This is a genomic window from Terrimonas pollutisoli (genome assembly GCF_029360765.1).
GTDB classification, from domain to species: Bacteria; Bacteroidota; Bacteroidia; order Chitinophagales; family Chitinophagaceae; genus Terrimonas_B; species Terrimonas_B pollutisoli.
In genome coordinates this window covers 59,926-86,533 of sequence record NZ_JARKNA010000017.1, presented here as the reverse complement: position 1 = coordinate 86,533, position 26,608 = coordinate 59,926, and the positions used below count along the sequence as shown (strand labels likewise).

The 26,608-nt window shown below is 40.6% G+C and carries 20 protein-coding genes and 1 tRNA gene; 16 read left to right on the top strand and 5 right to left on the bottom strand.

All coding sequences use genetic code 11. The features are described 5' to 3' along the window. Positions 1–15: 15 nt before the first annotated feature. The gene (gene hppD, locus P2W73_RS20975; RefSeq protein ID WP_276504063.1) at positions 16–1,146 is read right to left on the bottom strand and encodes a 4-hydroxyphenylpyruvate dioxygenase; all 1,131 of its coding nucleotides are present in this window, start codon (positions 1,144–1,146) and stop codon (positions 16–18) included. 245 nt (positions 1,147–1,391) lie between these two features. Here hppD and P2W73_RS20970 point away from each other — a divergent pair, with 245 nt between their 5' ends. From P2W73_RS20970 to P2W73_RS20905, 16 genes are all read left to right on the top strand, one after another. After that, on the top strand, positions 1,392–2,513 hold the full coding sequence (locus P2W73_RS20970) for a 5-(carboxyamino)imidazole ribonucleotide synthase (protein WP_276504062.1): 1,122 nt from the start codon (positions 1,392–1,394) through the stop codon (positions 2,511–2,513). Between the two features lie 159 nt (positions 2,514–2,672). Continuing rightward, positions 2,673–3,749 (top strand): efflux RND transporter periplasmic adaptor subunit, encoded by a 1,077-nt coding sequence (locus P2W73_RS20965; protein WP_276504061.1) that lies wholly within the window; start codon positions 2,673–2,675, stop codon positions 3,747–3,749. 115 nt (positions 3,750–3,864) lie between these two features. Continuing rightward, positions 3,865–6,993, top strand: coding sequence for an efflux RND transporter permease subunit (locus tag P2W73_RS20960; RefSeq protein ID WP_276504060.1), 3,129 nt, complete (start codon positions 3,865–3,867; stop codon positions 6,991–6,993). A gap of 68 nt (positions 6,994–7,061) precedes the next feature. Continuing rightward, complete coding sequence (locus P2W73_RS20955) at positions 7,062–8,378, top strand: TolC family protein (RefSeq protein ID WP_276504059.1); 1,317 nt, start codon at positions 7,062–7,064, stop codon at positions 8,376–8,378. Between the two features lie 104 nt (positions 8,379–8,482). Beyond that, positions 8,483–8,995 carry a 5-(carboxyamino)imidazole ribonucleotide mutase gene (purE, locus tag P2W73_RS20950; protein ID WP_276504058.1) on the top strand — a complete coding sequence of 171 codons (513 nt, stop codon included), beginning with the start codon at positions 8,483–8,485 and terminating at the stop codon, positions 8,993–8,995. 209 nt (positions 8,996–9,204) lie between these two features. Beyond that, a tRNA-Lys gene (locus P2W73_RS20945) sits at positions 9,205–9,277 on the top strand. 437 nt (positions 9,278–9,714) lie between these two features. After that, positions 9,715–10,218, top strand: a complete 504-nt coding sequence (locus tag P2W73_RS26550; RefSeq protein WP_369127533.1) for a phage integrase SAM-like domain-containing protein — start codon at positions 9,715–9,717, stop codon at positions 10,216–10,218. After that, complete coding sequence (locus tag P2W73_RS20940; RefSeq protein ID WP_338116888.1) at positions 10,199–10,735, top strand: site-specific integrase; 537 nt, start codon at positions 10,199–10,201, stop codon at positions 10,733–10,735. The genes P2W73_RS26550 and P2W73_RS20940 overlap by 20 nt, the downstream gene beginning before the upstream one ends. 819 nt (positions 10,736–11,554) lie before the next feature. Next, complete coding sequence (locus tag P2W73_RS26545; RefSeq protein WP_369127534.1) at positions 11,555–11,749, top strand: winged helix-turn-helix transcriptional regulator; 195 nt, start codon at positions 11,555–11,557, stop codon at positions 11,747–11,749. Positions 11,750–11,934: 185 nt separating this feature from the next. Further along, positions 11,935–12,552, top strand: coding sequence for a TetR/AcrR family transcriptional regulator (locus P2W73_RS20935; protein WP_276504057.1), 618 nt, complete (start codon positions 11,935–11,937; stop codon positions 12,550–12,552). 62 nt (positions 12,553–12,614) lie between these two features. Continuing rightward, positions 12,615–13,952, top strand: a complete 1,338-nt coding sequence (locus tag P2W73_RS20930) for a TolC family protein (protein WP_276504056.1) — start codon at positions 12,615–12,617, stop codon at positions 13,950–13,952. An 18-nt stretch (positions 13,953–13,970) separates the two neighbouring features. Beyond that, positions 13,971–15,020: an efflux RND transporter periplasmic adaptor subunit gene (locus tag P2W73_RS20925; RefSeq protein WP_276504055.1), complete on the top strand. Its 1,050-nt coding sequence runs from the start codon at positions 13,971–13,973 to the stop codon at positions 15,018–15,020. A gap of 11 nt (positions 15,021–15,031) precedes the next feature. Next, positions 15,032–18,082, top strand: coding sequence for an efflux RND transporter permease subunit (locus P2W73_RS20920; RefSeq protein ID WP_276504054.1), 3,051 nt, complete (start codon positions 15,032–15,034; stop codon positions 18,080–18,082). Positions 18,083–18,175: 93 nt separating this feature from the next. After that, positions 18,176–18,955, top strand: coding sequence for an SDR family NAD(P)-dependent oxidoreductase (locus tag P2W73_RS20915; protein ID WP_276504053.1), 780 nt, complete (start codon positions 18,176–18,178; stop codon positions 18,953–18,955). A 27-nt stretch (positions 18,956–18,982) separates the two neighbouring features. Continuing rightward, the gene (locus P2W73_RS20910; RefSeq protein ID WP_276504052.1) at positions 18,983–19,588 is read left to right on the top strand and encodes an SRPBCC domain-containing protein; all 606 of its coding nucleotides are present in this window, start codon (positions 18,983–18,985) and stop codon (positions 19,586–19,588) included. A gap of 130 nt (positions 19,589–19,718) precedes the next feature. After that, on the top strand, positions 19,719–20,159 hold the full coding sequence (locus P2W73_RS20905) for a PaaI family thioesterase (protein ID WP_276504051.1): 441 nt from the start codon (positions 19,719–19,721) through the stop codon (positions 20,157–20,159). Positions 20,160–20,768: 609 nt separating this feature from the next. Here the strand turns inward: P2W73_RS20905 and P2W73_RS20900 are convergent. From P2W73_RS20900 to P2W73_RS20885, 4 genes are all read right to left on the bottom strand, one after another. Next, positions 20,769–20,984 carry a glycoside hydrolase N-terminal domain-containing protein gene (locus P2W73_RS20900; RefSeq protein WP_276504050.1) on the bottom strand — a complete coding sequence of 72 codons (216 nt, stop codon included), beginning with the start codon at positions 20,982–20,984 and terminating at the stop codon, positions 20,769–20,771. A gap of 223 nt (positions 20,985–21,207) precedes the next feature. After that, a complete protein-coding gene (locus P2W73_RS20895; RefSeq protein WP_276504049.1) occupies positions 21,208–23,682 on the bottom strand; it encodes a hypothetical protein in 2,475 nt (824 codons plus the stop codon). A 199-nt stretch (positions 23,683–23,881) separates the two neighbouring features. Further along, positions 23,882–25,720, bottom strand: coding sequence for a right-handed parallel beta-helix repeat-containing protein (locus P2W73_RS20890; RefSeq protein WP_276504048.1), 1,839 nt, complete (start codon positions 25,718–25,720; stop codon positions 23,882–23,884). A gap of 63 nt (positions 25,721–25,783) precedes the next feature. Continuing rightward, positions 25,784–26,596, bottom strand: coding sequence for a ThuA domain-containing protein (locus P2W73_RS20885; protein WP_276504047.1), 813 nt, complete (start codon positions 26,594–26,596; stop codon positions 25,784–25,786). Positions 26,597–26,608: the final 12 nt, after the last annotated feature.

Genomic DNA, 26,608 nt, shown 5'->3' with positions numbered 1-26,608 from the left:
CTCAGAACTCTTGTCTCACAAATTTCCTCTCGCTTCCTGCTCTCTTTCAATGGCTTCGAACAGTGCTTTAAAATTTCCCTTGCCAAAACTTTTGGCGCCTTTTCGCTGGATTATCTCGAAGAAAAGCGTGGGCCTGTCCTCCACCGGTTTGGAAAATAATTGCAACAGATACCCCTCATTGTCCCGGTCCACTAAAATTCCCAGTTCCTTCAAAGGCTCCAGGTCCTCATCAATTTTTCCTACCCTGCTCAATAAATCGTCATAATACGTAGTGGGTACCCGCAAAAATTCCACGCCACGGCTCATGAGGTCCCTTACTGTTTTCACAATGTCGTTAGTAGCCAGGGCTACGTGCTGCACTCCTTCTCCGCGATAAAATTCAAGATATTCCTCCACCTGCGATTTTTTCTTGCCCTCCGCCGGTTCGTTGATAGGAAATTTCACAAATCCGTTCCCACTGCTCATCACTTTGCTCATTAGTGCTGAATATTCCGTGGAGATATCTTCATCATCAAAAGTGAGAATGTTTTTGAAGCCCATCACATCCTCATAAAATTTTACCCAGGGGTTCATTCCATTCCAATCAACATTACCCACACAATGATCGACGTATAATAAGCCGGTATCTTCTGTTTTATAGTGCGGAATACTCCAGGCTTTATAACCCGGCATAAATGGTCCACTATAATTTTTCCGTTCAATAAATAGATGAACCGTGTCGCCGTATGTATGAATGCCGCTCATGACAATTTCACCAAACTCATCTTTCAACGTTTGCGGTTCCATATAACTTTTACCGCCGCGTTTGGTAGTTTCCTCCCAGGCATTGGCAGCATCGTTTACCCGTAGGGACAATGCTTTTACGCCGTCTCCGTGTTTATAAATATGATCTGCTATAGCATTACCGGGACGCAAAGCTGTGGTTAAAACAAATGTGAGTTTGTGCTGGCGAATTGCATAGCTGGCCTTTTCCTTATCACCGGTTTCGGGGCCGGAGTAAGCCAACGGCTGAAAACCAAACGCTGAAATATAATAGTGCGCCGCCTGTTTGGCATTGCCAACATAAAATTCTACATAGTCTGTTCCTTCAAGGGGAAGGAAATCGGTTTGTGACGTTGCGGTTTTATTTGCAAGTGTTGTGGACATGATTAAAGCTTTCGTTGTGATAATAAATTTGGACATCTAAAAAATTGACACATTACGGGAAGCTTCCTAAGCTCTCCGCCTGCGGCGGATTGGGGAATCCATGGCCAATGTTTCCATCAGCAGGTTGAAGTTGGTGCGATGATCCGGAAAGAGTTTATATGGGAAATCGGGTCGCATTTAAAAGCAAATTTAGAACAGGCTGACCAGAAATAAGAAACTAAAACCCAGAAACCTATCTTTGCGCCATGTTAAAAATAGGTATCCTGGGTGGTGGTCAATTGGGCAGAATGTTATTACAGGCAGCAGCCAATTATCCCGTTGAAACATTTGTGTTAGAAAACGATGCTGAATGCCCGGCCGCTCATCTTTGTCATCATTTTACCAAAGGCGATATCAAAAATTTTGACGACGTCTATGCTTTTGGGAAAAAGCTTGATGCTATTACCATCGAAATAGAAAATGTAAATATAGAAGCACTTGAAAAGCTGGAAGCTGAGGGCCTCAAAGTGTATCCAAAACCTTCCGTTCTAAAAACAATCAAGAATAAAATTCTTCAAAAGGAATACTATAAATCTCATGAGATTCCATCACCGGAGTTCATCATCACTCAAAACCTGAAGGATCTGCAAGAGCAATCCGGCTTTTTGCCAGCGGTACATAAAATTGGTGAAGGTGGTTATGATGGCAAAGGCGTGCAGGTGTTAAAAACCCCCGATGATCTCGCTAAAGGATTTGATGCACCTGCTGTGTTGGAAAAAATGGTGCTTATTCATAAAGAGGTGGCGCAAATGGTGGCCATCAACGAAAAGGGAGAAACGGCACTTTACCCTCCGGTTGAAATGGTATTTGATAAAGACCTCAACTTGCTCGACTACCAGCTCTGCCCTGCCGAAATCGATGAAAAAACCTTGTGGAAGGTGGAGGCAATCGCTTTATCAGTAGTAAGAAATTTTAAGTCCCCCGGCATTTTTGCTATCGAACTCTTCATCGATAAGAAAGGAGAAGTATACGTGAATGAAACCGCTCCGAGAGTACACAATAGCGGTCACCATACCATCGAAGCGCATTACAGCTCGCAGTTTGATATGCTCTGGCGGCTGATGCTCAATTATCCCCTTGGAAATACGGACGCCATTCTCCCTTCCATTATGGTAAATATCATCGGGGCAGAGGGATTCAGCGGGGAGGTAAAATATGAAGGACTGGAAGAAACGCTAAAAATTGACAATGCCTTTGTGCATTTATATGGAAAAAAGCAGACCAAACCGGGACGTAAGATGGGACATGTCACCATTTTAAGTAAAGAAAAACAGGATCTGCTGCACCAATCCAATAAAGTGAAACGGAACCTGCTGGCAAAATCCTGACAACCTTCTATCCTTTTTAAAAACCGCTCATACATGGAGACACTATCACCGCATGTATTGCAAACCATTGGCGTCCAATAGCAGCCTGGTTTCATTTATTTTCATTTTTCACTGTTTTCATTGACAGGAAACTAAAACCACATATAAATTAATCGACAAGTGAGAAAAACTGTATTGGTACGGAATTATTTCATAGCATTTGCCCTTCTTCTTTTAGCTGGTTGCAGTGCAAAAAGTAAAAAAGATGAGCCCAGGCCGGGTGCTGCTACCCGTCAACAGATGGTGATGGCCGTAGATGCTTATATTGTAAAAACAGAACCCTTTGCCGAAAACATTGAAGTGCCCGGTTCCGTAATTGCCAACGAAACAACAGAAATACATCCGGAAGTATCGGGTCGGATTGTCCGACTCAATGTGGCCGAGGGAAGACAGGTAGCGAAGGGGGCTTTGATTGCTAAACTGTATGATGCCGATCTGCAGGCACAGTTAAAAAAATTGCAGGTACAGCTGCAGATTGCAAAAACCAACGAGGAACGTTCGGCCCAGCTACTAAAAATACAAGGCATTAGCAAAGCAGATTATGATGCCAGCTTATTGAATGTAAATAATATCAATGCTGACATCGAAATTATTCGAACAGATATTTCAAAAACAGAAATCAGGGCACCCTTCAATGGTAAACTAGGCTTGAAGAATATCAGCCCGGGTGCTTATGTTACGCCGGCCAGTATCATTGCTGTGATTAATCAAACCGGGCAATTGAAACTTGACTTTACAGTTCCTGAAAAATATACAGGACAAATCAAGATCGGCCAGATTGTAAATTTCACTTATGAGGGGTCATCAAAAACTTACAACGCCAAAGTGGTGGCAACGGAATCAGCCGTGGCCGAAAATACCCGTAGTTTGAAAGTAAGATCAATCGTTCAGACTAAAGATGATAAACTTTTACCGGGTGCATTTGCCAAGGTGAAATTATCATTTGACCCCAACCCTAACACAATCTTAGTTCCTACGCAGGCAGTACTACCGCAGGCAAGGGGCAAAAAAGTAATTCTTTATAATAACGGAGTAGCAACTTTTAAGGACGTTATAACCGGTATCCGGGATTCTGCCAGGGTACAAATAACGGAGGGATTAAAAGCAGGCGATACCGTGGTGGTCACCGGATTATTAAGTTTAAGACCGGAAGGAAAAATCAGGATCAACAAGATAGTAAACCCCCAAACCCCCTAAAGGGGGCTTTGAAGAGTCTGACCTCATAAACAGTTGCTTCTGTTCAGCGGGTCGGGTGTTTATTGGAACGTAACCATTTTATTAATTTTTAAACTCCCCTTTAGGGGCCAGGGGCATGAATATATCCGAGTTAAGTTTGAGACGACCTGTGCTCGCTATCGTGATGAACATCATCATCGTGGTGTTTGGAGTTATAGGGTTCAAGTTTTTGGGAATACGGGATTATCCGGCCATCGATCCGCCCAATATCAGTGTTCGTACTTCCTATGCGGGTGCCAATGCGGATATTATTGAAACGCAGATCACCGAACCCCTCGAAAAAGCCATCAACGGCATAGCCGGCATCAAAAATATTACCTCTTCAAGCAGTAACGGAACCAGTAATATCAATGTTGAATTTGACTTAGGTATTGACCTGGAAGCTGCTGCCAATGACGTAAGGGATAAAGTGTCACAGGCGCAGCGATCCCTGCCTCCAGACCTGGAAGCGCCACCCGTAGTTTCAAAGGCGGATGCAAGCTCCGATGCCATTCTATCCATGACGGTGCAGAGCAACACCCGTAATCAATTGCAGATAACTGAATATGCCAATAATGTCCTGGTAGAAAGATTGCAAACCATTCCCGGTGTAAGTGGCATCCAGATATGGGGTGAAAAAAGATATGCCATGCGGATTTGGATCGACCCCGCAAAATTGACAGGATTTGGTTTGACTCCCGGCGATGTGCAAACTGCATTGCTTCGTGAAAATGTCGAGCTGCCTTCGGGAAAAATATCCGGCAACGCAACAGAATTAACTGTCCGCACTTTTGGCCGCTTAAACACAGAAGAAGATTTTAATGATGTAATCATCCGCAACATCAATGGTGCCGATATAAAAATAAAAGACATTGGAGATGTTGTGTTGGGCCCGGAAAATGAAGAAACGGCATTAAAAGAAAGTACTGTGCCGATGATTGCCCTGGCTATCGTTCCTCAACCAGGTTCTAACTATGTAGAAATATCGGATGAGTTTTATAAACGCCTGGAACAAATAAAAAAAGATGTTCCGGAAGATATTAAGATCAATATTGCGCTTGATCAGACAAAGTTTATCAAGAAATCCATATCGGAAGTAGAAGAAACCTTGATCATTGCAATAGTTCTGGTTGTATTGATCATCTATCTTTTCTTCCGCGACTGGCTCATTGCGTTGCGTCCATTAATTGACATTCCCGTTTCCTTGATCGGCGCCTTTTTTATTATGTATTTGATGGGCTATACCATCAATGTACTTTCCCTGCTGGCCATTGTGTTGGCTACGGGTCTCGTGGTAGATGACGGTATTGTGGTGACGGAGAATATTTATAAAAAGATGGAAAAAGGCATGGGTAAATGGCAGGCTGCAAAAGAAGGTTCCAAGGAAATTTATTTTGCGGTTATTGCTACTTCTATCACGTTAGCGGTAGTGTTTCTGCCTATTATCTTCCTGCAGGGTTTCGTTGGAAGTTTATTCCGTGAGTTTGGAATAGTAGTCGCGGGTGCAGTATTGATTTCCGCTTTTGTGTCACTTACACTTACACCCGTATTGAACGTAAAGCTTACCAAAAAGAATATTCATAAACATTCCTGGTTTTATACGAAAACAGAACCGTTCTTCAGGGGAATGGAAAACGGGTATCAAAAGGCTCTTACCAAATTCATGAAGGTTCGCTGGGTTTCGTTTATCATTGTTGCCGCTTGTGTGGCCATAATATTTTTAATTGGCGCCAATCTTCAATCTGAATTGGCACCCATGGAAGACCGAAGCCAATTTCGTTTGCAACTGACAGCACCTGAAGGCACCTCGTTTGATGCCATGGATAAATACGTTGACCGGTTATCGAACTTTATGCTTGACTCCGTACCTGAAAAAATTACCGTATTAAGCGTAACCTCACCGGGCTTTTCCGGATCAGGTAATGCCAATACAGGCTTTGTACGTGTGACGTTAGTTGATCCCAAAGAAAGAACCCGTTCGCAGGAAGAAATTGTAAACATGGTCAACCGCAATCTTCCCAAATACAACGAAGGAAGAGCTTTTGCCATCCAGGATCAGACAATACAAGTAAACCGTCGTGGTGGTCAACCGGTTTCATTTGTACTGCAAAACAACAATTTTGAGAAGCTCACCCAGATACTTCCAAAGTTTTTAGAAGAAGCCAACAAAAGTGCTGTATTGCAACAGGTAGATGTGGATCTTAAATTCAATAAACCTGAACTACGTGTAGCAATCGACCGGCTGAAAGCAAGTGAACTGGGTGTAAGTGTCAGTGATATTTCAGAAACATTACAGCTGGCTTATAGCAACAGGCGGTTGGGGTATTTTACCAAAGACGGCAAGCAATACCAGGTAATGGGCCAGGTGGCCCGCAAAGACAGGGATGATCCTGATGATCTCAAAACACTATTTGTCCGTAACAATCGCGGAGAAATGATCAGTATGGATAACCTTGTGACGGTCCAGGAATCCAACACACCTCCTACCATTTATCACTTCAACAGGTATAAATCAGCCACCGTTTCCGCCGGGCTGGCTCCCGGTAAAACCATTGGCGATGGTATTAAAGAAATGGAAGCTATTGCGAACAAACTATTGGATGAAAGCTTTGCCACTTCTTTATCGGGATCATCCCGTGACTTTGCCGAAAGCAGCAGCAACACCAGCTTTGCATTCTTATTGGCGCTCGGTTTGATCTTTTTAATTCTTGCTGCGCAATTTGAAAGCTTTATCGATCCGCTTATCATTATGATCACCGTTCCCTTGGCTATCGCCGGCGCCGTGTTGACCTTGTGGCTATTTGGACATACGCTGAACATATTTTCACAAATCGGCATGATTATGCTTATAGGCCTGGTGACAAAAAACGGCATCCTTATCGTCGAATTTGCCAACCAAAATCGAATGAAGGGCATGAGAAAAATGGAAGCAGCCATCTATTCAGCCACGCAACGCCTTCGCCCGATTCTCATGACAAGCCTTGCCATGTCATTGGGTGCACTTCCCCTCGCTTTGTCATTAGGAGCAGCAGCTACCAGCCGTATACCCCTTGGCGTTGTGATTGTAGGAGGTATTTTATTCTCATTAATATTAACCTTGTTTATTTTGCCGGCCATGTACACTTACATGTCCACCAAAAAACAAAAGAGTGAGATGGAAAAATTGTATCCCATTAAAGAGGAGGAGGCAATCGTTGCACAACAGCCGGCACCTGAAACAGTTTAAAAAAGTTGAGTGCAAGTGCAAAAAAATCAGGTTAGTTTCCAATCGAGCTAAAAATTAAAGATGCAGGAATGAAAAAAGGATTTATTGTTTTTTTATCGGTCTTGTTTTTTTATACAAATTCATTTGCACAGCAACTACTCACGTTGGAAGAAGCGATTGCTACGGCTTTGCAGAATAACTACGACATACAACTGTCAAAAAATGACTCCCTGGTGGCAGCCCTGGATTATTCGTATCGCAATGCAGCTTTTCTTCCCACATTGAACGGCACATTGGGAACTACCTGGAACAACAATAACCAGCGCCAGACATTGGCAGACGGTTCGAAGCGGGAACAAAAAAATATCCGGTCACATAACACTGCTGCCTCTGTAGCACTTAATTGGACATTGTTTGACGGGTTGAAAATGTTTGCCATAAAAGATAAGGCCGCCGAATATGTGCAACTTGGTTCGTTGGAAATAAAAAACCAGGTTGTCAATAGTATTGCAACCGTTATTACTACCTATTACAATATTGTGCGGCAAAAACAACAGTTAAAAGCAGTAGAAGAACAAATTACATTGAATGAAGAAAGAGTACGATTATCTCAATACAAATTAGATATTGGAACCGGCATCAAACCCGATTTGCTGCAAAGCAAGGTAGACCTTAATGCTCAGAAGGCATTAAAACTTGAACAACAAACATTGATCGAACAGCTAAAAGAGCAATTGAACCAGGCGATGAATGTAAACAAAGGGATAAATTTTGAAGTGAGTGATTCCATTCCTATCAATACAACTATCGGTTTGGGTGATATACAATTGGACATTGAAAAAAATAATCCCGGACTCCTTATCGCTCAAAAAAATGTTGACATCGCCAGGCTCACGCTAAACGAAAGAAAAGCGGATCGATTGCCAATTGTATCATTTAATTCAGCTTATAATTACAGTCGAACAGATAATAAAAAAGTTATCAACCCCTTCTCTCCTCTTTTTAACCAGTCCAACGGGCTAAATTATGGCTTTACCGCTAATATTCCCATCTTCAATCGCTTTAATACAAAACGACTGATACGGCAAGCTGAGTTGGATATCCGCTATCAACAATTAGTTTTTGAAAACCAGCGATCCCTCGTCAATTTGGATATCATAACAGCTTTTAAAAATTATGAATTACAGAAAAAAGCCCTGGCATTAGAAGAAGAAAATATTTTACTGGCAAGGGAAAATGTTGATATCGTTTTTCAAACGTACAAATTAGGGGCGGCGACATTAGTTCAGCTCCGCGAAGCACAAAACAGTTTGGAAGCAGCCAACAACCGCTTGATTGCAGCAAGATATGCAACCAAGTTAGCGGAGACAGAGTTGCTGAGATTGAAAGGAAATTTGGTGAAATAAAATTTCACGCAAAGACGCCAGGGAGCAAAGCTTCAAAGTAGCCCTTAGCGCCTTATTTTTCTTTGCATCTTTGCGTGAAATAGATTTTAGCTTTTCTTTGCTGCATGAATCCACAAGTCGGTATCATCATGGGCAGCGATAGCGATCTCAGCATCATGCAGGCTGCATCTGAAATCTTAAAACAGTTTGGCATTGCGCACGAAGTGACAGTTGTATCGGCTCATCGTACACCATTACGCATGGTAGAATATGCGCAAAAAGCAAAAGGCCGGGGATTAAAGGTAATTATAGCCGGTGCGGGTGGCGCAGCACACTTGCCGGGTATGGTTGCTTCTATAACTTCTTTACCCGTTATTGGCGTTCCTATCAAGTCATCCAACTCTATTGACGGATGGGATTCTGTTCTTTCTATTTTACAAATGCCGAATGGAGTACCCGTTGCCACCGTTGCATTAAATGCAGCAAAGAATGCCGGCATATTAGCGGCACAAATTCTCGGCACAACGGATGACAAAATATCCCGCACAGTAGTTGATTATAAAAACTCTTTGAATGCAGAAGTACTTGACAAAATAAAGAAGTTAAAAACCGAAGGTTGGGAAAACAATTTTGATTAATTGCCCGGTCTAATTCAATTTCCCATCATTGAAATAATCAGCACTAAGACTCAATACCGGAGTTGAGAATGATCATTCTTAAAAAAGCTCTTCACTATCACCAACATCTGGTTAAAATATTACCAGAATAATTTGAAAAATTTTTGGTGCGAAAGGTGTGAGACTGTATTTTTGCACCCCGTTCAGATAAACGGTCTGAACATCAGGTTGATCTCGTAGCTCAGTTGGTAGAGCACATCACTTTTAATGATGGGGCCCTGGGTTCGAGTCCCAGCGGGATCACAGATTAGGCTACCCAAATTGCTTCAAATCGATCAAAAGCCCTGCAAATATTGAATTTGCGGGGCTTTTTGTTTTTCCTGGATTGTCAAAAATCTCCGAGTTCTGGTGCGTAATTCGAGCGGGCAAAACCATTTTCAAATTTGCCCGCTCAAATTTTTCTGAAACCCGTTTCCAGCAGGTATTCAGAATTTGAACATGCCTTTTCAACGTCACTATGAATGGTAATTTTATAACCGTTTAAAGTCATTTCTTATGAGCCAAAGTTTCAAAGTGCTTTTCTTTCTTAAAAAAGGGAAAAGATGCAATGTAAAATCCTTACCCATTTATGTTCGGGTTACTATTAATGGAAAAGAGCGGAATGGAGTGTTCAAAGAAGTTGCGAATCTGGGTCAAAATGGAATCAAGCTGTTGGACGAGCTACTGGAAACAAAGAGGAGTTGAAAAATCTTAATGCGTACCTGGATGCTATTCAGGGTAACATTTTTGCCTTTCAAAAGAAATATACCTTACGCAACGAACCGTTATCTGCGGAACAAGTCAAATCTAAAATTCTCAACAGAACGGAAGAAAAGCAGCACAGTTTAATTGAAGTTTATAAATATCACAATGACAAATTTGAAAAACTGGTGGGATTAGAATTCGCTCATGAAACATTCAAGAAATTCAAATCAGCCCTCAGTTCGTTGAAAAATTTTATAGAGTGCAAATTCAATAAAAAAGATGTTTATCTCACAGAAGTCAACCATAAGTTTATTACCGATTATGAGTTTTACTTAAAGGCAGTTCAACAACTGCAACACAATTCAGCAACGTGCAATATTAAAAAACTGAAAAAGGTCCTCCGGCAATGTGTAGCTAATGAATGGCTTCTTATAAAATCACAACTAAAGAAACGCATAGGAGTTTTCTGCTTAAAGATGAATTGGAATTGTTGGCGATAAGAATCTTCCGGTTCAACGGTTAGACCAGGTTCGTGATATATTTCTGTTCAGTTGTTACGACGGGCTTTCTTATAGTGATGTCATGGTGCTAACCCCAAAAGATATTTCAATAGGCATTGATGGAGAGCAATGGATTTTCACAAGAAGAACAAAGACTGATACTGCTTCCAGAATTCCCTTATTGCCCACAGCCAAATCGATTTTAGAAAAGTATTCTGATCAACCTCAAATTATTAGTTCTGGGATTCTTCTTCCAAAACTTAGTAATCAACGGTTGAATAGCTATCTGAAGGAGATCCGTGATATATGCGGATTCGATAAGGAACTCACCTTTCATTGTGCCCGGCACACTTTTGCAACTACCGTAACATTAACCAATGGTGTTCCTATTGAAACGGTTGGGAAAATGTTAGGGCATAAAAATCTTCGTACAACGCAGATTTATGCAAAGATCCTGGATAACAAGGTTAGTAATGATATGGAGCAATTGAAGCAAAAATTATTAAAAGCAATCTAATCCTTTATAAACTAACGATGAAAAAGCGCAAGTGAATAATAACTTGTTTGACTCGATAAGAACTTTAATTGAAGAAGCGAGAGCGATAATAGTTCGTAATGTGAACAGTGTTGTCGTCTATACTCACTTTTAAATAGGCAAAATGATTGTGCAGTATGAACAAAAAGGACAAGAAATAGCTGGCTATGCCGAAAAACCTTAATTCAATTAAGTGCTAATTTAACCGCCGAATACGGAAGTGGCTATTCCCGTTCCAATCTGGAATAGATGAGGAAGTTTTACTTGCCATATAAGGACAAGATTTCCCAACCGGCGATTGGGAAATCAGGCAGAAGTAAGAAATCCCAACCAGCGGTTGGGAAAATGGGAAGTTCATTACAATTGTCCTGGTCCTACTACGTTCAATTATTGAAGATTAATGATGAGCTGAGCGAAACTTTTACGAGATTGAAGCCATTCAAAACAACTGGAAAATGCAATCCTCAATAAGATCGAGCATTTCATGCTGGAACTTTTATGTAAACCTTTACATAACAATTCTTATGCATACAAATTCATTATGTAAAGGAATAAAAGGTAAGCCCAGCTACAGAACGAGTTGTAATAAAAGCAGTTCCTATTGTTTTACATAATGTTTTATTATTTGAGTTATGATAAACAATTCAAAAACATTTGTAGCTGTCACATCATCGATTTTGAAATCTTGAAAGAATATCTCCTCCCTCCGTACCGATGAGGCATTGGAAGGTTACTTATAGAGATGGAATCGTCTAAAGCGATTCATGGAAAAAAAATAATTTTCGGTGCCTTACTCCAGATATTTGCGATAATTTTCTACTTAGCGTATACGGCAAAAAAGATCAGGCTCAATTACCCGCATTTTCCTTCAACACAATTACCGCAAAAGTTTTGGCCAAAAAACTTAAAGAACTGGAACAACACAAACTGCTAAAGAGACTTATAATAGATGATTACCCAGTTAAGATATATCATATCAATTGGAAGCCTAAGTAGATACATTAACTCCCAATCATTTATTCCCTAAAGGATTAGGGATTGAACTACCGCAAAAAAATTATTAGAAGAAATAGTGATAACTGAATGGATATCATGGCCAAATGTGCTGGACTTCGGAGCGGGGGTAAAATTATTTTGAAAAATGAACATTGTTCATTTTCTTTGCACTCTAATTATTCATCATGAGTAGTGCAGAACGCAAGGCAAGGGAAAAGGAAGATCTGAAAGCTTTGATATTAAAAGCGTCAATGAAGTTGTTTGTGGAAAAAGGTATAGCGCAGACTACTATCCGCAATATCGCTGATTCCATTGATTACAGTATCGGAACCGTATATGTTTATTTTAAAGATAAGAATGCCATTCTTCATGCCTTGCACACACAATGCTTTGCTGAACTGGGTGGACAATTCAGAGTGCTGCATAATGTAAAAGACCCAATGGAGCGGTTAAAAGCCATGGGCAAGGTTTACATCCAGTTTGCAATGGACAATCCAGATAAATATGACCTGATGTTTAATTTAAAGGAACCAATGGAGTTTCTCGATGGCATAGAGGCAAAAGAATGGAATGAGGGCGCTGCAACGTTTGAAGTATTGCAAACCACAGTGAAGGAATGTATTGGTGCCGGGTATTTTAAAGGACATAAGCTGGAGCCGCTCTCATACCTGATATGGAGCTGTGTGCATGGCATGTGTAGTCTTGAAACACGGGCCCGTACAAAAGGAGTTCTTTTAAAGAAGCCAGATACTATCGTTTCGGATGCGTTTAACGAGTTTTTAAAATTTATAGAAAAAAAGTAAATTTTTTTTACATGTAATGAACATTGTTCAATAAAATATTATCGTTCAAAAAATATATTAAAATGAAAAAAGTCTTTATCACATTGCTGCTGTTTAATGGTATTGGGGTATACGCACAAACCAATTTAGATGCCTATATCAAAACTGCATTAGACAATAATGAAACAATCAAGCAACAGCAATTTTTGCTCACTAAAAGTTTGTATGCGTTAAAAGAGGCGAAATCATTATTCCTTCCCTCAGTTGGATTTAACGCTACCTACACTATTGCAGGTGGTGGGCGCACCGTGGATATTCCTGTGGGAGATTTAATGAATCCAGTTTACAAAACGCTCAATCAAATGACAGGCGCCAATAGTTTTCCGCAGGTGCAAAACCAAAGCATATTGCTTAACCCCAACAATTTTTATGATGCCAAAATAAGAACAACATACCCTATTCTGAATGCGGAAATTGAATACAACCGTAAAATAAAAAAACAGCAATACGGCTTGCAGCAAATTGAGATAAGCCTGTATAAAAGGGAATTGGTAAAAGAGGTAAAACAAGCCTATTACAAATATTTACAGGCTGGTGAAGCAGTTGATATTTATCAAACAGCTTTATCTCTTGTAAAAGAAAACCTACGGGTAAATACTTCACTATTTAATAATCAAAAAGTAAACCGGACTGCAGTTGTAAGAAGCGATAATGAAGTGAGCAAGTACAACGCACTGCTTGAATCTGCGAAGCAAACACAGAATAATGCGAGGGTGTATTTCAATTTCCTGTTGAATACTGATTTGAACACGGAGATAATCACAGACAGCATTACCGCCGTTCCTGTTGATTTGTTTTTAACTGATACCACGGTTGCCAAAAGGGAGGAACTTGGAAAATTGAAGCAGGCTCTTGCCATCAATCAAAACATTACGGCCCTCGCTAAATCGTACAATCGTCCAAAACTAAATTCATTTGTTGACCTCGGCACACAAGCATTTGATTTTAAAGTGAACAACAAATCATTCTACTACCTGGCGGGTATATCGCTTGAGTGGAATATTTTCTCCGGCAATAAAAACAAACACAAAATCAAGCAGACTGAAGCCGATGGGAAAGTGCTGCGATCGCAAACAAGTTATGTGGAACAGCAACTCAAATTAGAGCTAACCACCTCTGCTAATTTATTAAAGGCCGCCATTGCAGAATATAATGCGGCACAATCCCAGGTAGTTTCTTCCCAAAAATATTACAGTGATATGTTCCGCCTGTATAAAGAAGGTCAGGCGCTTTTTATAGAACTATTGGATGCACAAAATCAACTTGTAACTGCAAAACTGCAACTAAATATCTCCCTGTTTGATACATGGATTAAAGCAACTGAAATAGAAAGGGCAAATGCCAGTTTCATTATTCAATAAATAAAAAAACGAACTATTATGAAAAAAATACAATTGTTCAGCGTTATTGCGGTAATATCAGTTTTGTATTCCTGTAAGGAAGAAGACAAAGCAAAAAACTCATTGGGAGAATCAGATGTTATCCCTGTAAAGATTTCTGCTGTATCTGCATTGGGATTACCCAAAAAAATAAGTGCGACGGGCCTTGTAAGCACAGAAAGCGAAGCCAAATATTCTTTCAAAATAGGTGGCGTCATTAACCGTGTTTTTGTAGAGGAAGGTCAGTTCTTTCGAAAAGGTCAGTTGCTCGCTACACTCAATTCAACTGAAATTTCCGCTGGCTTAGCACAATCCGGTTTAAATGTAGACAAAGCGCAGCGTGATTATGAACGAGCCGCTAATCTTTACAAAGACAGCGTTTTTACATTGGAGCAGTTGCAAAACACAAAGACCGCCCTGGATATTGCCCACAAAGCAAAAGAGGCTGTTGCCTTTAATGCTCATTATTCAAAAATATATGCGGCCTCTGATGGTTTTGTAAGTCAGAAAATCGCCAGTGAAGGGGAAGTAATCGGACCGGGAATGCCCGTCCTTGCTATTAACGAAACTCAGCAAAATAATAACTACTTACTTAAAGTCGGCGTAACAGACCGTGAATGGGCTATTGTTAATCCAGGGCAAACGGCAACAGTGACGCTGGATGGGTATGCTGATAAAAAAATTGATGCTTTCGTGTTTCGTAAGTCGCAGACAGCCGATCGTACACTTGGCTCCTTTCAGATAGAATTGAAATTGAAATTAGGCGATATAACACCGGCGGTAGGTATGTTTGGCAAAGCGGAAATATCTACAAACCAGGATGAAAATGTCAAGGTTATCCCCTATGGATCTTTGGTAGAGGCGGATGGCAATAAGGCATTCGTATTTGCACCTGACGGAGCCAATAAGGTCAGGAAAATTCCGGTAACTATTTCAAGGTTCGACAATCAACAGGTTTATCTAAAAGAAGGACTTGACGGAGTGAAAGAAATTGTGATATCAAATAGTGCCTATCTCAACGAAAAATCTACAATAAAAATCATCAGGTAATAATAGCAGATATGAAAATTACAAACTTTGCCGTTAAAAACTATCAGTTCACGCTTGTTATATTCCTGCTGTTTGCAGTAGTTGGTGTGCTTACCTTGTTTACAATGCCCCGTTCGGAAGACCCAACTATACATCCACCGCAATATCTCATAACTGTCATATATCCAGGCACAAGTCCTAAAGACATGGAAGAGCAAGTGGTAAAACCCATTGAAAACAAAATTTATGGTCTGGAAAACATTGACAAAATACTTACCACAGTTGAGGATGGTGTTGCGGCGATCCAGGTGAAATTCAAATATGGTGTTGATATAGACAATAAATACCAGGAGATATCTACAGAATTAAATGCTTTAAAAAACAGTGAACTTCCTAAAGACATCTATCTGATCAAAACAGAAAAGATTTCTTCTTCCGATGTTAAAATTTTACAGGTTGCATTGGTTTCGGATAATGCCTCCGGTAAATTGTTGAGAGATCAAGCTGATATACTTAAAACCCAACTGGAGAAAATAACAAATCTTAAAGAAGTCAAATATTCCGGAATGCCGGAACAGGAGATCCGTATCGATGTACAATTGGATAAATTGGCTCAACTGAAAATCCCGCTCAACATAGTTACAGGCAGTTTACAAAGTGAAGCGGCAGACATTCCGGGAGGAAGCATCAACCTTGAGAGTAAGATTTTTAATGTAAAGACCAGTGGTAAGTTTAAAAATATTGAAGACGTTGCCAATACCGTCATCTATAATGCCAGTGGGAAAATTATCTACCTGAAGGATGTGGCTGAAGTAAGTTATAAAGACGAAATGGTCAACCATATTACCCGTATAAATGGACATCGCTGTGTACTGGTTACGGCAGCAATGAAAGAAAATGTCAACATAGCGAATGTGCAGGAGGAGTTTCTTCCGGTATTGGAGGAATTTTCCAAAGGACTGCCTTCTACTATCCGGCTTGTCAAAACTTTTGACCAGGCTACTATGGTTTCACAACGTTTGGGACATCTGGGTTTTGATTTTGCCTTAGCTATTCTTTTAGTAGTCATTACCTTATTGCCTTTAGGATTCAGGGCATCACTCATCGTAATGATTTCTATTCCGCTTTCTTTAGCATTAGGGCTTATAGCATTGAATTTATTAGGGTATTCATTGAACCAACTAAGTATTGTCGGACTCGTTGTGGCTTTGGGATTGTTGGTGGATGACAGTATTGTAGTTGTAGAAAATATAGAACGATGGCTTAGGGAAGGACATTCACGAATGGATGCTATTCTAAAAGGCACAAAACAAATCGGTATAGCAGTAATAGGATGTACAGCCACTTTAGTAATTGCGTTCTTACCACTCGCCTTCCTGCCGGATACAGCTGGTGAATTTATACGCAGCTTACCTATGGCTGTTATAACCAGTGTATTGGCATCAATGATCGTGGCTTTGACGCTTGTTCCATTTATAGGAAGCCGGATATTGAAAACGCACACACATGGGGAAGGCAATTTTTTTCTTAAATACCTGCAAAAGTTCCTGACTTACTCTTATCGGGGTATTATGCGACGAGCTTTAAAATGGCCTAAAACAACCATTGGGATATCATTACTACTTAGCGTTCTGGCTTTTTTCTTATTTACAAAAGCGGGATTTAAACTTTTTCCCACCTCCGAAAAGCCAATGTTCCTGGTCAATATAAAAATGCCTTTGCAGGCTGATATTCCTGAAAGTGATCGTGTGACTAAACTCGTAGAAAATGAATTAAAGCAACACAAAGAGATTGTATATTATACAAGCAATGTAGGTAAAGGAAACCCACAGATATATTATAACGTACATCAACAGGATGTTAAACCCGACTTTGCCCAGATTTTTGTACAGATGGATCATGAGGCTAGTCCTGACTCAAAAATAGATTTAATTAAGCGGCTAAGGCAAAGGTTTAAAGATTTTCCATATGCCAAAATCGAAGTAAAAGATTTTGAACAAGGTACGCCTATAGAGGCCAACATAGTAGTCAGAGTGTTTGGTGAAGACCCAAATAAGTTGCGTGAACTTTCCTTTAAAGTGGAAGATCTGTTACGCAAACATCCAGGAACTGTTTACATCAATAACGAATTGAACACCTACAAGTCGGATGTTAAAATAGAAATAAATAAAGAAAAAGCCCGCACATTGGGTGTGCTTACAAGTGATATTGATAAAGTAATTCGAATGGCGGTAGCGGGATTAACCGTTGGTGATTATATAGATGACAGAGGCGATTCACGCAATGTTGTCATAACACTTGCCAGAGATAAATTTTCAAATTTAGATGCATTCAAAAACCTGTATGTAAATAATATACAAGGTGTTCCTGTATTGGTTAGTCAAATTGCAACCATTTCTTTTGAAACATCACCTACAACCATAAATCATTTTAATAAATCCCGTTTCGCAAAGGTTACCTCCTTAACCAAAGAAAATGTATATGCGAACGATATACTAAAGGACATTGTTCCGCAACTGAACAAACTTAAAATGCCGCCAGGCTACTATTATAAGCTATCCGGGGAAGCAGAATCGGAAGGTGATACACTGGGTGGAAACTTTCTTTCAGTTATTCTGTTAAGTGCATTCCTTTTTGTTGGAGTGTTATTATTGCAATTTAAAACCTTTAAGGGAATCATTATTGTGCTGTCCATTATTCCATTAGGAATTCTGGGTGGTGTGGTAATGCTATTGATTGCTGGCCATCCGATGTCTTTGGTTTCTATTATTGGTTTCATCGGTTTGTCCGGTATACAAGTCAAGAATTCGCTATTACTCGTTGATTTTACCAACCAGTTGCGGACCGAAGGTCATAGCATTGATGACGCAATTAATATAGCAGGTGAAACCCGCTTTTTGCCGGTTGTGCTTACGTCCATAACCGCCATTTGCGGATTAATTCCTCTTGCCTGGAACCCCAATCCACTTATTGCGCCATTAGCAATTGTGTTAATTGGAGGACTAATAAGCTCTACAATACTTGCCAGAATTGTGACACCGGTAATGTACAAATTGATTCCGCCAAGTATTAACAATGAATAATATAACACCAGGCACAGCCAAATAAATAAAAATGAAAGGAACAGTCGACTTAAGCAAATAAAAAATCTATTACTCACATAAAATTTACTTTATATGAAAGAATATGTATTACTCACCGGTGCATCATCCGGAATCGGTTACGAAATGGCGAATCAATTAGCAGCCCAAAGATTGAACCTGATATTGGTTGCCCGTACCGAAACTAAATTGCAGCAAATGCAAGCAGAACTAACAGACAAGTATGGCATCCTGGTTCAGTATTTCGTTGCAGATCTCTCTGACGTATATGCGGCGATAGACCTTTATAAAGCGGTGCAACAGGAAAATTATTTGGTAACCGCTTTGATAAATAATGCCGGGGTAGGTAACTATGGCAATTTTATTGAAACATCATTGGAAGAAGAACTTAGAATGATTGAAATAAATATTTCCAGTGTGGTAGCACTTACTAAGCTCTTTGCAAAAGACATGGTCAGCCGCAAGTCTGGCAGAATTATGAATGTATCATCATTGCTTGCATTTTTACCTTTTCCATATTATACCGTTTATTCTGCTACTAAAGCTTTTGTATTGGCATTTAGTGAAACGCTTGCTGCCGAATTGGATGGCACTGGAGTTATAGTTACATCTCTTTACCCGGGCACGGTAGATACTGCCTTTACTACAGATAAAATGCAGTCTACAAATAATTATAAAAATAATAAACCAATGCATCCCAAAGTAGTGGCAGCGCAAGCTGTGAAACATCTTTTACATGGAAAAGGAAAAAAAGTAGTCGGCTTTCAAAACTGGTTTAATTCTAAACTGTCAAGTTTTGTCCCTGATAGTATTATGATGAAGATCAAAAAGAATCTCGCAAGCGTCAAATCATGATTAAGTTATAAATGAAATATCAAAAAAATGAAAACAATAAATACGATGAAAACAACAAAATTATTTATACTAGTTAGCTTAACTAGTATGTCATTGCTACTTTCTTCTTGTTATTCACACAAAAAAGTAGTTCAATCAAGTTTACCTTATTCCGATAAGATCAGCTGGCCAAAAGGCTATAAACCATCTGAAGCTGATTTTTTTGTACACAACGAAATAGACATTAAAGCTTCACCCCAGGTGGTTTGGGATATTTTCATCCATGCTGCTAAATGGCCGGAATGGCACAAAAAAGCTAAAGGTATTGAGCTGCTAAATTCACCTAACGGCAAGCTTAATTCATCCAGTGTTTTTATTTGGTATCCGGCAGGTAAATTCACTTCAACTATAAAGGAATTCAATCCTCCTTATAATATAGCTTGGTATGGCGAAAGCGATAATAAAAAAATGACCGTTTACAATGCATGGATGATTATCCCAACCGAAGAAGGCTGCAAAGTTGTTTCAAACGAATCCCAAAATGGACCTAAAACAAAAATGGAGAAAATTTTTGCGCCTAATAAGGTTCGTAAAGATATTAAGGATTGGTTAATAAGGCTGAAAGAACAGGCAGAAAAACAATCAAACAATTAAAAAACAGGAACTATCTCTCTTTTGGGTCGTTGCTAAAAACATAAATATATCCAGATTAACTTTTCTCAGGGTTTCGGTAAAATCTTGAAAATACAATTCTGAAAAATGTGAACAAAACAAAAATATAAGCATGGAAAACCAAAGATTGAAATTTGTTCAGGATTTCATAGGGAAGCAATTTACAGGTAGTCCGTCGCCATATGGACATTGGCTGTATGGAAAGGTTGTTTCTGCAGATGAAAAATCGGTTGAGTTAGAGTTTACTGTTAGAAAAGAAATGACAAATCCTGTCGGAATGCTTCATGGTGGGGTAATTTGTGGTATGATTGATGAATGTATGGGTATTAATTTTTTTTGTTTAGGGTTAGAATGCTTTTATCCAAGTATTAATTTAAATGTTGATTTTTTTACTGCCGCTAAAGAAGGTGAAATAGTTGTTGTCCGCACTCAAGTAATTAAGAAAGGGAAATCCATTATCAACATTAAAGCAGATGTTTTTAATGACAAACAGAAATTGGTTGCTCAGGCCAGTTCCAATTTGGCAGTAAGTGATATTAAAATTCCATTTTAAGGGATAGGCACTCAATTGTCGTTCTTATTTTTGCTTTTTTTCTATGTTGCAAAAAGTAGTGGAGGTTGCGATGGAAGATGCTGTTCTAAGTGAGCGAATTGATAAGACTTTGTGGATTATAGCATGGATTTGCTAAATTGTTTTAATCGGTGCGATAGGATCAAAGGCAAGAATTTACAACTTAATTGAGCATCCGGCTTGCATTGGGTGATTGATCTGTTACCAATGCGAATACCCACTTCGCAAAGTGGTTGTGCCCGACGCATAGTTTTTGCATCAGCTTCGGAAAGATCGAAGCACTTAACCCTCCCTTTGATTTCGGGCTTTCTTTATTTTACGACCTTGTCAAATTGCTCCTTTCGCTCCCAAAAACTGTGATTACTTCATGAGTCATACATTAACAAAAAATGACTCCCTGGAGCTGGGTTTGTGATAAACAATTCAAAAACATTTGAAGATGTCACATCCCCGATGTTGAGAGGATTGAAAGATCTTAAGCGTGACGATGGGACATTGGAAAGTTATTCATGGAGATGGAATCGTTTAAATCGATTCATGGAAAAAAACAATTTGCGATATCCCAGTCCAGATATTGCGATAATTTTCTACTTAGCGTATATGGCACGAAAGATTTGAGGTCGCTGGGTGATCACCGGTATCGTAACTACCATCCCAGTTATTATCGCCCGACCAAAGACTTATTTCATTAAACTGGACGCTGTCGGTTTTGACGCCACTCATCATCATGGCTCCCATCCTGCCATTGCCAATGGGCAAGCCTTCTTCATCCCATTTGCTGGCAGGCTGTGTATACCACAAGGTCATTCTTTTTCCGTTACCTGCATAAGACTGGTTGCTTCACATAGTAGTAGCAACAGTAATGCAAACTTTAGTTTTTTCATCAGTTTATTTGCTTGTTCTTAACGCTTCCAGTTTCGTTCTGATACTTTCGATGATTTATTCTATAGCAAACATTTCACCGGCCTGATTTGTTACCAACTTTTTCGCAACACGGTAAAATGCAAAACTGAACTGTTGAAATAATGCCTTATTGTTTTTTCTGAATCAGTTCCGGCTCGCCAGTGGCACGGATCTCCAGTTTCACATCAGCCCCGTTTTCGCCTGAATATTTCCCATCAAAAATAATTTCGTTCATGCCATTGCTTAAACCGGGTAAAGGCTTGTTTATCGAAACAGTTTGCAGCAACTCCCACTGTTTATTGTATAGCTGTACTGATTTCCCATCACATTTTAAAATCTGGTTCCTTTTCAAACTCACGGGCAATACCAACTCGTCCTGCTGGTTGATGGCTATGGATATATGATCGAAACTGACATCCGGATCGAATTCTTTGCCTGCCGCCAGCGTAATAATGAAAGCAGCAGGCTGGGCGGCCGCAGGATTATTAAAAGTAAAGGTCGAAAACACAGGTTCGCCGGGCTGCTTCAACTGCTGCGCATGTTTGAAGTAGGCATTGTATACCGGTGTTAGCTTATAAACATCATCGCGGGTCATCTCCAGGTGAAACTCATTCTTCAGGCTCCGCATGCGTTCTTTTTGCGCTTCACTGAATATATTCTTCATACGGGCTTCTTCCCATATTTTTATCAGCGCCAGCATCTCGTCCTTCTTTCCATGTTTACGCAATGTTTCCAGGCTTGTTGACAAACCAAAGCCTGCATTATAACCGGCTCCCAAAGCCAACATCCATTCGATATCTTCCGGCGTGGTTTCGGGACGAAGGCTAAACCAGCCCAGCATGGAAGGCATCAGGTTGCGGCGGAAGAACTGTTGGTTTTTTAGGCGCAATTGCAACTGGCTTTCCCTAAAGCCGGCATACCAGGGTTCGCCCCAGTTCATCCGTGTATAAATATGCCAGAAGTAATGACCCGGGTTGCTGGCATCATTAATCACCTTTCCTTTCAATTCAGGTTTAAGGTTATCGTACCATGTTTTCGTAAATAACTGCCGGGCATATTGCCCCATACCGGAAGACCAGCAACCTTCGAGTCCGTCGAAAGAAATCTGCATCAGTCCCGTTTCATTGAAGAGCCGCGCAATAGTTTTTGCCATTTCTTCCTGCAACGCATAATTGGTTAGAAATACTTTGTAAGGATGATCCATCAGTTTGCCGATCGTATCATTTTTCAAATGTGCAGCAGCGTTCGTGCCGAAGGCCCCACGCTGGCAATCGAGCAGTTTCCAGGGGGCCGATGCAGATACGGCGCCATACCGGATGATTTCATTTCCAATGATAACAGCCTTGAGTGTATTGTTTTGAAACTGATTGAAAAAAACAGGCTCTTCAATCCCGATTTCTTTTGTGTTTGCATCAATGGGTGCACTAAGTCTTGTATAACCCACTTTCGCCAGGCGGGCATCTGGTATTGGTGTCACATAGGGATCGTTGGTAGTGATAAAGTTGGATAAAGTGTGAACACCCAATCTCAATCCTTTCTCCCTGGCCATTTCCACACACTGTTTCATACTGGTCCAGTTTTGCGGAAACGCCTTGCTGCGCAGTTTAAAATTACCCCAGGTTTCAAAGGGATCGCCATGATAGAGATAACGAAGCCCTGCCTGATGTGTTACCATCATCGCCTCCTGCAGATTATCAACTCCAAAATCCATGATCAGATAGGATTCGGAGGCCCTGATAGCTTGCTTTCCCCATTCGCCATCAAGCAGAGGATGTGGCAATCCTTCATTCAATTCTATCTGGGAAATTGCCGGCAGCACATCGGCATTGACCACTCCGAAAAGAGCAATCTTACTACCCAATACGCCTCCATCACTGAACGCAGGTACCAGGTAAGATGTATATCCCCAGTTTTCAATGACGCGGGCTTTGTTGCGGTTACGGCAATATGCCTGGAGTGCAGAACCATATTCGGTGGGACGAGCCACATCGCCGCGGAACAATTGTTTGTGCATATCATCCTGCTTCACGTCTACTTTATTGCCCCCTTCAAACACATCATACGATGGCTCAATATCGTTTTCCGCATTGGGATAGCCACCCAGAGTTTTTAAATTCAAGGACTGGATGCAGATCGCAAAATCTTTGTTGCGCACAACGCCTACCACTTCTCCCACCGTATCAGCTATCGTGGTGGGATATGGCCCCCACAGTATTAAATCAATCGTTTCAGCCTGTGTCAGCTGAGTTAATTCAAAGCTGATGTAGTTTTCCCGTTGTTGCACTTTCACTTTCGCTTCTACCCCAACCTGCGGAAAAGTCAGAACCAGCTCTGAAGTTTTAGCCTTCCACACACAGCCCTGGGATGCGAGTATTTTTCCATCCTTTTTAATGCTCATCAATGCTGTAGCTTTATCCGCCACCAGGAATTCCTTCTGCAGCTTGGTACTCTTCATACTGGTCAGCTTACCAGAAGCATCTAATTGAAGGCTCCATTGCCTGGTTTTAAAATTAACCTGTGCATAGGTTGGCAATTGTGCCAGGCCCGACAAGATCAAAAAGAAAGACAGCAATACGTTCTTAGTCAAACTTATTTTAGTCATTTTCAATAATTCCATTTTTATGCGCCAATCTGCCCGTAGATTTTTTAGCGATTAAAGTTCCTTAGTGCCGCTGCCTGCCACAACTCTTAAATTGACGACTATTGATGTTTTTTTGCCGGGACCCTCTGATTAATTTTTAAGCTTTGGCAAAATTGGCCGGGTTTAAATTTTAAACGTCCCGCATAGCAGACCCCTTGTGTCACTGATATCTCCTGTTCCAGTTTGTTTTTAAATCTGTCCTTTTCATTTGAATGGCATGAATAAAAGGAGGCTCTGGCCGATCAAAACTATTGTTGTCAACCTGCACTTTTTTACAAGCCGTTAAATTTATAGTAGCAGGTTTATTTCCCCGGCTCACTCCCGCTTGCAGGTGGAGGATTTGATTGCTGCTGAATACGAGATTTTCGACACTGCGTGCAAAAAGTACCGGCTCATCTTTTAATATCTTAAATGTATTGTTTACAATTCGAATATTACGATGTACCGCATTCCCTTTTATCAATTCATGATTTTCCGGAGCAATATTGATAGCTCCGCTTTCGGAATTATATCCGCATCCTTCAAATACATTATTGCGAATGGTAACATCCTGAACAGCCCCTGACTCATACCAACTTGAAGCGTCGTTGGCAATCAAAATCGGGAACATCCCTGTATGATAAAAAATGTTACTCTCAACCACTACCTTCCTGCGTGTAGTAATAAGCAACCCTCTTGTATTGGTTCGCTCAAAACGGCTATTCCGAATTTGCACTTCGGGTGTCCAGGAAAGATTTTCGATGCAAAGACCAACATTCACACTATCCATCAGTTTACCTTCCACTTCTAATTCCATTTCACGCCTGTTGATCAGCTTTGCGGATTTTAATTTGGCCACGGCCAAAGGCATTAATGTCTTTGGATTGATGAATGCGATACTATCACCAGCAAGAAAAGCATCGAAGCCATAGGTTTGATGATGCATAAACCGAACGAGCATTTTTTTTGTTGCGTCAACTGACGTGATTTGCAAATGAGTACCGTGCACATTGATTGGGTCATCGTGAGAGCCAGACGTAAAACAACTGTCAATACGTATAAGTCCTTTGCAACCCGAAAAATGAAAACAATCAGCAAAAGCAGCAATGATGCGGCCCGAATTTTTTCGTGGAGCAACTGCCACCTTCAACAATGAAATATTTTCAGAGAACTGTGAAACAATGCCCAGCCCGTGCATAAAATGCATCTGCAGATTTTCAAGACTGACATCTTTACTACGATGAATAAATCCGCCGCAATTATCTCTGTATGGATCACGAATTGTAAGCACATTGCCCGCCTGAAACTGATTAGGTGAAAAATGACCTTCGAACCTTACATGCAACGGACCGGTTTGCACAGCCTCGCCTTCCAACAAGGGCTTCATTGTACTATAACGCATCCTGTTGTTTACAGAATCAAACAAGATACAGTGGTATGAATTTGTTTTCCATCCTTCACCATAAAAATTGATTTTGCCGTTATCAATTATATATTTTGAATCGGGATGAATTTCTGCTTCAATCGCATTGTTTGTCACCGATCGAATAGTAAGCTCCGATACAGTGGGCCGCTCGTAATCAAACTGTATATTTTTTAGCTTGATATTTTGGCTATTGATAAAAGCAAAGGCAACCATTTTGCCATGCAATACTACCAGGGTTTGACTACCGTCAACAGTGAGATTGTTACAACCCTCAAATAGAAAGGCAATGTTCTTTACTTTGGGCAATGTGTCATCCTCCGTGCTATTGGAAATATAAAGCTCCCGTTTTGCAGCTCCTTCGGGCCAAATATCAATACGGCCTCCCGGCAACAACAATGTTGCGTTTTTTTTAGTTTTGCAAATGTCGATCGCTTTTTGAATAGCACCAGCCGCATTTTCAAAACTGTTTGCTTTTACCCCGTAATGAGAGGCTATCACCGTCTCCTGCGCTCTGCAACTAACTCCTACAAACAGGAATAAAAGAATAAGAAATACATGTAAAAAACGACGATTCCTTTTCGGGGAAATATTCATTGACTTAATAATGAGTTATTGTTGAAAATCTTCCTCAATGTGTCAGATGATGACAGCCTGCAACTATTTTCTTCCCATTGCGTATCGAATCCCTCCTGCCAGGTGTTGAATAAACAACGGTTCGGCATAAGACTCATTTGTATGCCCCAGTGCTGTGTAAAACACTCTGCCCCCATCGTAAGCATGCCACCATGCCATCGGGTGATGCGGGCCGTTTTTACCTCCCGTATAAGAAGTCTCATCAATTTCCAACAGCACATGCATGTCCGGGTTGAGATTTTTAAAATTGTACCATTCATCTGCCCGCTCCCACACATCCGGTAAAGCACTGGTAGCGGGATGTTGGCTGTCGACCACTTTCAATTTCGCCGGCTGAGGTTTAGGGTGCGATTCAAAATTGCCCCCGATGAGCTTTACATACCATGGCCACCCGTATTCACAATCCGATGCGGCGTGGACGCCTACAAAGCCTCCGCCATGCTGAATATATTGCTGTAGTGCTTTTTCCTGTTCCGCACCAAGAACATCACCGGTTGTATTTAAAAAAATAATGGCCGCATATTGCTTTAACCGTCCGTATGTAAAAACAGTTGAATCTTCTGTGGCGTCAACCGTGAACTGTTGCTCCTCACCTATTTTCCTGATGCCAGCAATCCCCGCCGCGATGCTTTCATGGCGAAAGCCATTTGTTTTGGAAAATAACAATACCTTTTCCACTTTCTTTTCACCATCTGGCTTTGAAGGAGACTGAAAGGAAACAGAAATCAGCGCAAAAAAAAGGAAGATCACCAGTTTGGTGCGTACCTGGACCCGGGTTGTAATTCCGCTCTTCAACAAACGAAGAGCGACTGTAGTAAGTGTTGTTTTGTATTTCATCGTAGCAAATTA

Coding starts and splice junctions, on each gene's coding strand:
- hppD (WP_276504063.1), bottom strand. CDS start 1,146: ATGTCCACAACACTTGCAAATAAAACCGCAACGTCACAAACCGATTTC.
- P2W73_RS20970 (WP_276504062.1), top strand. CDS start 1,392: ATGTTAAAAATAGGTATCCTGGGTGGTGGTCAATTGGGCAGAATGTTA.
- P2W73_RS20960 (WP_276504060.1), top strand. CDS start 3,865: ATGAATATATCCGAGTTAAGTTTGAGACGACCTGTGCTCGCTATCGTG.
- P2W73_RS20955 (WP_276504059.1), top strand. CDS start 7,062: ATGAAAAAAGGATTTATTGTTTTTTTATCGGTCTTGTTTTTTTATACA.
- purE (WP_276504058.1), top strand. CDS start 8,483: ATGAATCCACAAGTCGGTATCATCATGGGCAGCGATAGCGATCTCAGC.
- P2W73_RS20935 (WP_276504057.1), top strand. CDS start 11,935: ATGAGTAGTGCAGAACGCAAGGCAAGGGAAAAGGAAGATCTGAAAGCT.
- P2W73_RS20930 (WP_276504056.1), top strand. CDS start 12,615: ATGAAAAAAGTCTTTATCACATTGCTGCTGTTTAATGGTATTGGGGTA.
- P2W73_RS20925 (WP_276504055.1), top strand. CDS start 13,971: ATGAAAAAAATACAATTGTTCAGCGTTATTGCGGTAATATCAGTTTTG.
- P2W73_RS20920 (WP_276504054.1), top strand. CDS start 15,032: ATGAAAATTACAAACTTTGCCGTTAAAAACTATCAGTTCACGCTTGTT.
- P2W73_RS20915 (WP_276504053.1), top strand. CDS start 18,176: ATGAAAGAATATGTATTACTCACCGGTGCATCATCCGGAATCGGTTAC.
- P2W73_RS20910 (WP_276504052.1), top strand. CDS start 18,983: ATGAAAACAATAAATACGATGAAAACAACAAAATTATTTATACTAGTT.
- P2W73_RS20905 (WP_276504051.1), top strand. CDS start 19,719: ATGGAAAACCAAAGATTGAAATTTGTTCAGGATTTCATAGGGAAGCAA.
- P2W73_RS20900 (WP_276504050.1), bottom strand. CDS start 20,984: ATGACCTTGTGGTATACACAGCCTGCCAGCAAATGGGATGAAGAAGGC.
- P2W73_RS20895 (WP_276504049.1), bottom strand. CDS start 23,682: ATGACTAAAATAAGTTTGACTAAGAACGTATTGCTGTCTTTCTTTTTG.
- P2W73_RS20890 (WP_276504048.1), bottom strand. CDS start 25,720: ATGAATATTTCCCCGAAAAGGAATCGTCGTTTTTTACATGTATTTCTT.
- P2W73_RS20885 (WP_276504047.1), bottom strand. CDS start 26,596: ATGAAATACAAAACAACACTTACTACAGTCGCTCTTCGTTTGTTGAAG.